Genomic DNA, 6002 nt, shown 5'->3' with positions numbered 1-6002 from the left:
CCGCCCGCAACGTGGCCACCGCCCTCAAGCTGGGGCAGGCGCGCGGGGTGGCCGTGGCCGCCTGCGCCGCGCACGGGGTGGTGGTGGCCGACTACCAGCCCACGGAAATCAAGAAGGCCCTGGTGGGCACCGGCGGGGCGGACAAGGAGCAGGTAAGCTTCATGGTGGCCCGGGTGCTGGGCGCCAAGGGCGGCTGGGGGTTGGACACCGGCGATGCGTTGGCCGCCGCCGTGTGCCATCTGAATGCCCGGCGGCTGTCCCGGTTGGCGAAGCTGGGCTGACGGGCACTTCGTCCGGTTGCCGCTTTCGAGCGTGGGCCTGTCCTGTATGGGCCTGTCCGGCGCGCAGGGGGAAGGGCGGACGGCAGGGGACATTTCGCGCCAGGCGGCGTACCGTGGCGGGGCGGCTGCAGGCAACCCCCCGAAAGAAAAGGCCGTCCGGCGTTACCGGGCGGCCCTGTTTTTTCAAGGGAACGGAAGCAGCGTGGCCAGGCAGTGTTGCCAGACCGAGTGGGCAGGCGGGGTTGCCAGACCGAGTGGACAGGCGGGGTGGACGGGCGGCGCGAGGGACATGTACGCGGCACTGGGGTGCCGTCACGGACCTCGGCCCCGCTCCTTGTATCCGTTCCCAAGTGCGGCCTGACTTGCCCCTAGCCCGCTCCCGGGCTCCCGTCTTCGTTCCCGACCTCACCCAGAATCGCACACTGCGGCGGCGCGTCTCCGCCCGCCAGGCTATCGTCCGGCACCTGCGTGGCCCGCACCGTGCGGTTGCGGCCACAGCGCTTGGCCATGTACAGCGCGGCGTCCGCCTCGTGCATCCAGCGGCCCGGCTCGATGTCCGGGCGCGCCTCGGCCACGCCCGCGCTGACCGTCATGGGAATGGGGGCGTCGGCATGGGGCAGGGGGGTTTCCTCCACCTTGCGGCGGATCCGTTCCAGCAGGGGGACGGCTTCGCGTTCGCCCGTGTCGGGCAGCAGCAGGGCGAATTCCTCGCCACCCACCCGGGCCAGCAGGTCGGGCTCGCGCAACTGGTTGCGGATGATTCCGGTCACATGGGCCAGCATGGCGTCTCCCACGCCGTGGCCATGCCGGTCGTTCACCGCCTTGAAGTGGTCAAGGTCCAGCATGGCCAGGGCCAGCGGGTGGCCGCTGCGCGCGCTGCGGGCCAGCTCCGCGTTCATGGCCTCGTCCAGCCGCCGCCGGTTGAAGCAGCCGGTCAGGTGGTCGCGCTCCGCCATGCAGCGCAGTTCCTCGTTCAGGCGGGTGAGGGCCTGGTTGTTGGCCTCGATGATGTGCAGTTGGGCCCGGTTGCGCAGGGTGTAGATGATGGCGGAAAGCAGGGTGCCCAGCACGGCCAGTCCGCTCAGTACCGCGAGGTGGAAGCGCACCTGCCGCCGGTCCTCCAGGGTCAGGGCCTCGCCGACGTCTTCGGCCACGTGCAGCGAAAGGCCGTCCTGCGGGCGATGGATCACCCCCAGCAGCGCGGGGCGCGTGGCTTCGCCGATGAGCGTCAGGCCGTGCGTTTCGCTGATGCCCCGCACCACGAAGGGGCGCAGCGACAGTTCGGGAAATGCCTCGCGCTTGTAGCGCAGGAGGCGCGCCGAAACGGGCATGTCGCGCACCGGGGCATCCGGCAGGGCATGGAAGATGTGCGCCTTGTCGTTGGCCAGCACCACCACCCCCTGTTCATCGGTGACGAAGGCGGCGTCCAGGCGCAGCCGACGCGATAGGGTGGGCAGGTCGGTCTTCACGGCCACCACGCCCAACACAGTGCCGTACTGTCGCACGGGAGAGGCGAAGAAGAATCCCGGCACGCTGGACACGCGTCCCACGGCGAACTGGCGGCCACGCTCGCCGGACATGGCGGCGATGAAGTAGGCGCGGTCGGCATAGTTGGTGCCAAGCAGGCTGTCCGCGCTGTCGTAGTTGCTGGTGGCGATGGTTAGGCCCGTGTGGTCAATGAGCCAGGCGATGTGCAGGTCCATGGTTTCGGCAAAGGTCTTCAGGAAGGCGTTGAGCGGGGTACGACGCCCCACGCTTGCCTGTGGCGGTTTATGCGGGGCCGCCTCGGGCCTTGGGGCCACCTCGTCGCGCACCCGGTCGTCCAGGGCCAGCAGGTCGGGCAGACGGCGCAGCCCGGCAAAGGCCAGTTCGAATTCGTCGTTCATGGTGCGCTGGCGCAAGGCCAGCCGCGTCCTCGCCTCGGCCACGGTCTCGTCCAGGGCGCGGACGGCCCACATGTCCGCATACCTGTCGGCTGCATAGAGTACGCAGGGCAGCAACAGCACCAGCGTCAGCAGCAGCAGGCGAAGGGGCGTGCGCTCCGCGTGCTGGCGGAACCACGTGAAGGGTGAAAGCGGGCGGGGCGGCAAGGGCATGCAGGCGGCTCCGGGCGGGTTTCCCTGGTTGGGGTGCGTGGGATGATACGGGATTTTCCGTTCCGCACCAAGAGTGTTATCAGGAGAGGACGGTTTTTCCATCGGCAGACTGGGACAAGTTGGCCAGGACTGGGCAGAACTGGCCAGGACCGTGCGCCGCGCCCGTCTTCCGGCCCGGTCGCTTTTTGTGTAGGGTGCCCGCGAGAGGTGGAACCATGATTGCGTATGTCGAAGGCCGCGTTGCCGAAATTTCCGGCAATGCCTGCGTGGTGGTGACGGAAGGGGGCGTGGGGTACGAGGTGCATCTGCCCGCGCACACCCTGTCGCGTCTGCCGGAGCGGGGTGGGCAGGTGGCCTTTCACGTGCGGACCGAAGTGCGCGAGGACGCCCTGGAACTGTTCGGCTTTTCCACCTGGGACGAGCGGCAGACCTTCATGGTGCTTACCACCATCAGCAAGGTGGGGGCGCGCACGGCCCTGGCCATCCTTTCGCAGTTCCGCCCCGACGACCTGCGTCGTCTGGTGGTGGAGGACGACGTGCTGGCGCTGACGCGGGTGTCCGGCATCGGCAAGAAGACCGCGCAGCATATCTTTCTGGAATTGAAGTACAAATTGAAGGTCGAGGATATGCCCGCAGGCATGGTGTTGGCGGGCGGGGCCGCACCGGGCGGGGTGTTCCGCGATGCGCTGGCCGGGCTTGGCAACCTTGGCTACCTCGAGGACGAGGCCGCTCCGGTGTTGAAGGACGCGCTGAAGGCAGAGCCCGACCTTGACGTGGCCGGGGCGCTGCGCGCGGCCCTGAAGGCCCTGGCGAGGGGGCGCTGATGACGGCGCAGTGCAAGGGACCGGATGGAGAGGGCGCAGGCAGCTGCGCATCCATCTGCATGGACGAGAACGTGCGGCCGCGCAGCCTGGACGACTTCATCGGACAGGACGAGTTGCGGGCCAACCTCAAGGTTTTCGTGGCGGCGGCGCTGGAGCGCGGGCAGGCCATGGACCACCTGCTGTTCTACGGCAACCCCGGTCTCGGCAAGACCACCCTGGCCCAGATCATCGCGGCGGAACTGGGGGTGAACCTGGTGTCCACCTCCGGACCGGTGCTTGAGCGCAGCGGCGACCTGGCGGCCATCCTGACCAACCTCGGGCGGCACGACATCCTGTTCGTGGACGAAATCCACCGCATGCCCGTGGCGGTGGAGGAAGTGCTGTACCCCGCGCTGGAAGACTTCAAGCTGGACCTGGTCATCGGGCAGGGGCCGGGTGCGCGCACGGTGAAGATCGACCTCGAGCCGTTCACCCTGGTGGGGGCCACCACCCGCATCGGCCTGTTGTCGTCGCCCCTGCGCGACCGCTTCGGCATCATCAGCCGGTTGGAATTCTACTCGCCCGCGGACCTTGCGCGCATCGTCGCCCGCACCGCGCGCATCCTGGGGGCCAACCTGACCCCGGAAGGCGCCGTGGAGATTGGTCGCCGCTCGCGGGGCACCCCGCGCATCGCCAACCGGCTGCTGCGCCGGGTGCGCGACTTTGCCGCCGTGCACGGCAACGGCACCATCACGCCGGAACAGGCATCCGCCGCGCTGGGCCGCATGGACGTGGACGAGAGCGGGCTGGACCAGATGGACCGCAAGCTGCTGTCCGTGCTCATCGAGCACTTCGGCGGCGGCCCGGTGGGGGTGAAGACCCTGGCCGTGGCCTGTTCCGAAGAGGTGCGGACCATAGAAGACATTTACGAACCGTACCTGATCCAGTGCGGCTTTCTGAAACGCACCCCGCGCGGTCGCGTGGCCACGGCCAAGGCCTATCGGCACCTCAATTTGCTGGCCTGAGGCAGGGCTGGCGGCGGCCCGGCCCGCACAGTCTGGTCTGCGCGGTCTGGCCCGGGCAGCCTGCCCATCTTTGTCCTATGGCGCCTCGGCGCGGCGCGCCGCCAGAATATGCTTCCACCCCTTGCCCGGCCGCGTGGCCGGTTACGGAACCTCCATGTCCAAGACGACGCTGCGGGTCGAACTGCTGGCCCATACCCCGGAACCGCTTTCGCTCATTTATGCCGCCTTTCGCCAATGCTACCATTCCGGGTTCGTGGCCGACATGTGGCCGCGCCTGCTGTCCGGCGAGATCGCGCGCGAGAAGCAGGCCCAGTTCGTGGCCTCGGTGATGGAATCGGGCCATGCCAGCCCGGTGGAACACGTCAGCTTCACCTTCGCGGCGGAAGGGGTGTCCCGCGCGCTGACCCACCAACTGGTGCGCCACCGCATCGCCTCGTACTCGCAGCAAAGCCAGCGCTACGTGGACGGCAGCAACTTCGACTATGTGCTGCCCCCGGCCATTGCCCGCAACCCGCAGGCCCTGGCCCGCTTCGAGCAGTGCATGGCCGAGATCGGCGATGCCTACCGCGACATCAAGGCCCTGCTGGAGGCCGACGGCAGGGCCGGGGCCAGGTCCAACGAGGATGCCCGCTTCGTGCTGCCCCAGGCGGCGGAGACGCGCATCGTGCTGACCATGAACTGCCGCAGCCTGCTCAACTTCTTCGAGCATCGCTGCTGCATGCGCGCCCAGTGGGAGATCCGGGCCATGGCCGACGCCATGCTGGACCTGTGCCGTGGCGTGCTGCCCGAACTGTTTGCCGTGGCGGGAGCCAAGTGTGAACGGCTGGGCTACTGCCCCGAGGGCGAACGGTTCACCTGTGGCCGGTATCCCCTGCGCCAACCCTGACCTGTCGTGCGGTAGCGCACGGGGCGGCGGGTAGCCGAGGGGTTTTGGACGGGGTGAGCGTCGCGCGTAGCGTCTTTTTTTTCGCATGGCGGGCGGAATCGCACCGTGCAGGCGCGACGACTGCCAATGCACTGAAAAAAAACAGTATCCTGTGGCTTTCCAGAGCCTGAAAGGCAGGGTTGTTTCCCGCCACACCTGCGGGCGGTAGCCTCCTTTTATGCCGGGACACGGCGCCGTACGTGCCTGCACGGTGACGCTGCCTGCCTGAATCGGTGTATTTGTTTCACGCCTTGGATGTCGTAGTGGAAAAAAATAGATGCTCGGGGAATTTTGGGGCGTAAATCAAGAATGTGCCTGTGGAAAAGTTTTTTCGTTGATGTGGAAAACAGGGGCATGCAGCTGTGGAAAGTCTTGCCCCCCAAGGTGTGCGCAAAACGGCGGAATGACGCCATCGAGTGGTTAGATTCTGTGATTACAGTGCATTACTGCGGAAAAAGTCTTGGGAAACAGGGTGCGTGTTCCGCATGACGACAGGCGCTTTTTCTCCATTGCAACCCGGCAGCGAACTCCGTAAACCAAGCACCATGATTTCAATTTGGGGCCAAATTCAGAATATTCTAGAAAAGAGTCTCAATCCGGGGCTCTTCAAGGTCTGGATCTCGCCGTTGGCGGCAGAGGTTCAGGACGATGTGCTGCGCCTGGTGGCTCCCAACGAATTCGTTGCGGCCTGGGTCCGCGACCGACTGCTGGATGACATCGTGCAGGCGGCTACCGCCGTGCTGGGCACTGCCCCCACCGTAGTGGTGGATGCCGCGCCGCATGGCGCGGGCATCCTTTCGCCGCGCGCGGGCCGCGCGGATGCCTCCGCATCCGGTGCGGCACCGGACGTGGAGGCCGCAGACGGCACGCAG

Annotated in this window: 6 protein-coding genes; 5 read left to right on the top strand and 1 reads right to left on the bottom strand. The window is 67.2% G+C overall.

The features are described 5' to 3' along the window. Positions 1–281, top strand: a 281-nt coding sequence (locus tag FVW27_RS06175) for a crossover junction endodeoxyribonuclease RuvC (RefSeq protein WP_208294661.1), incomplete at its 5' end; no start/stop codon positions are given. Between the two features lie 368 nt (positions 282–649). Here the strand turns inward: FVW27_RS06175 and FVW27_RS06170 are convergent. Then, the gene (locus FVW27_RS06170; protein ID WP_167123638.1) at positions 650–2377 is read right to left on the bottom strand and encodes a sensor domain-containing diguanylate cyclase; all 1728 of its coding nucleotides are present in this window, start codon (positions 2375–2377) and stop codon (positions 650–652) included. Positions 2378–2592: 215 nt separating this feature from the next. On the opposite strand from FVW27_RS06170, the gene ruvA reads away from it, so the two are divergent. The 4 genes from ruvA to FVW27_RS06150 all read left to right on the top strand — a co-directional run. Continuing rightward, positions 2593–3201 (top strand): Holliday junction branch migration protein RuvA, encoded by a 609-nt coding sequence (gene ruvA, locus FVW27_RS06165; RefSeq protein ID WP_167123636.1) that lies wholly within the window; start codon positions 2593–2595, stop codon positions 3199–3201. Continuing rightward, on the top strand, positions 3201–4205 hold the full coding sequence (gene ruvB, locus FVW27_RS06160) for a Holliday junction branch migration DNA helicase RuvB (protein WP_167123634.1): 1005 nt from the start codon (positions 3201–3203) through the stop codon (positions 4203–4205). Before ruvA ends, ruvB begins: the two co-directional genes overlap by 1 nt. A gap of 154 nt (positions 4206–4359) precedes the next feature. After that, on the top strand, positions 4360–5091 hold the full coding sequence (gene thyX, locus FVW27_RS06155; RefSeq protein WP_167123632.1) for an FAD-dependent thymidylate synthase: 732 nt from the start codon (positions 4360–4362) through the stop codon (positions 5089–5091). 524 nt (positions 5092–5615) lie between these two features. Next, positions 5616–6002: DnaA N-terminal domain-containing protein (locus FVW27_RS06150; protein WP_424991849.1), on the top strand; the 387-nt coding region annotated here is incomplete at its 3' end.

The sequence above is a fragment of the Nitratidesulfovibrio liaohensis genome, assembly GCF_011682075.1.
GTDB lineage: Bacteria > Desulfobacterota > Desulfovibrionia > Desulfovibrionales > Desulfovibrionaceae > Cupidesulfovibrio > Cupidesulfovibrio liaohensis.
Note: the sequence above shows the minus strand (reverse complement) of the source record. Positions and strands in the feature narration are given on the sequence as shown.

What these genes read in the sequence shown, in the direction of transcription:
- FVW27_RS06170 (WP_167123638.1), bottom strand. Translation starts at nt 2,377, where the DNA reads ATGCCCTTGCCGCCCCGCCCGCTTTCACCCTTCACGTGGTTCCGCCAG.
- ruvA (WP_167123636.1), top strand. Translation starts at nt 2,593, where the DNA reads ATGATTGCGTATGTCGAAGGCCGCGTTGCCGAAATTTCCGGCAATGCC.
- thyX (WP_167123632.1), top strand. Translation starts at nt 4,360, where the DNA reads ATGTCCAAGACGACGCTGCGGGTCGAACTGCTGGCCCATACCCCGGAA.
- ruvB (WP_167123634.1), top strand. Translation starts at nt 3,201, where the DNA reads ATGACGGCGCAGTGCAAGGGACCGGATGGAGAGGGCGCAGGCAGCTGC.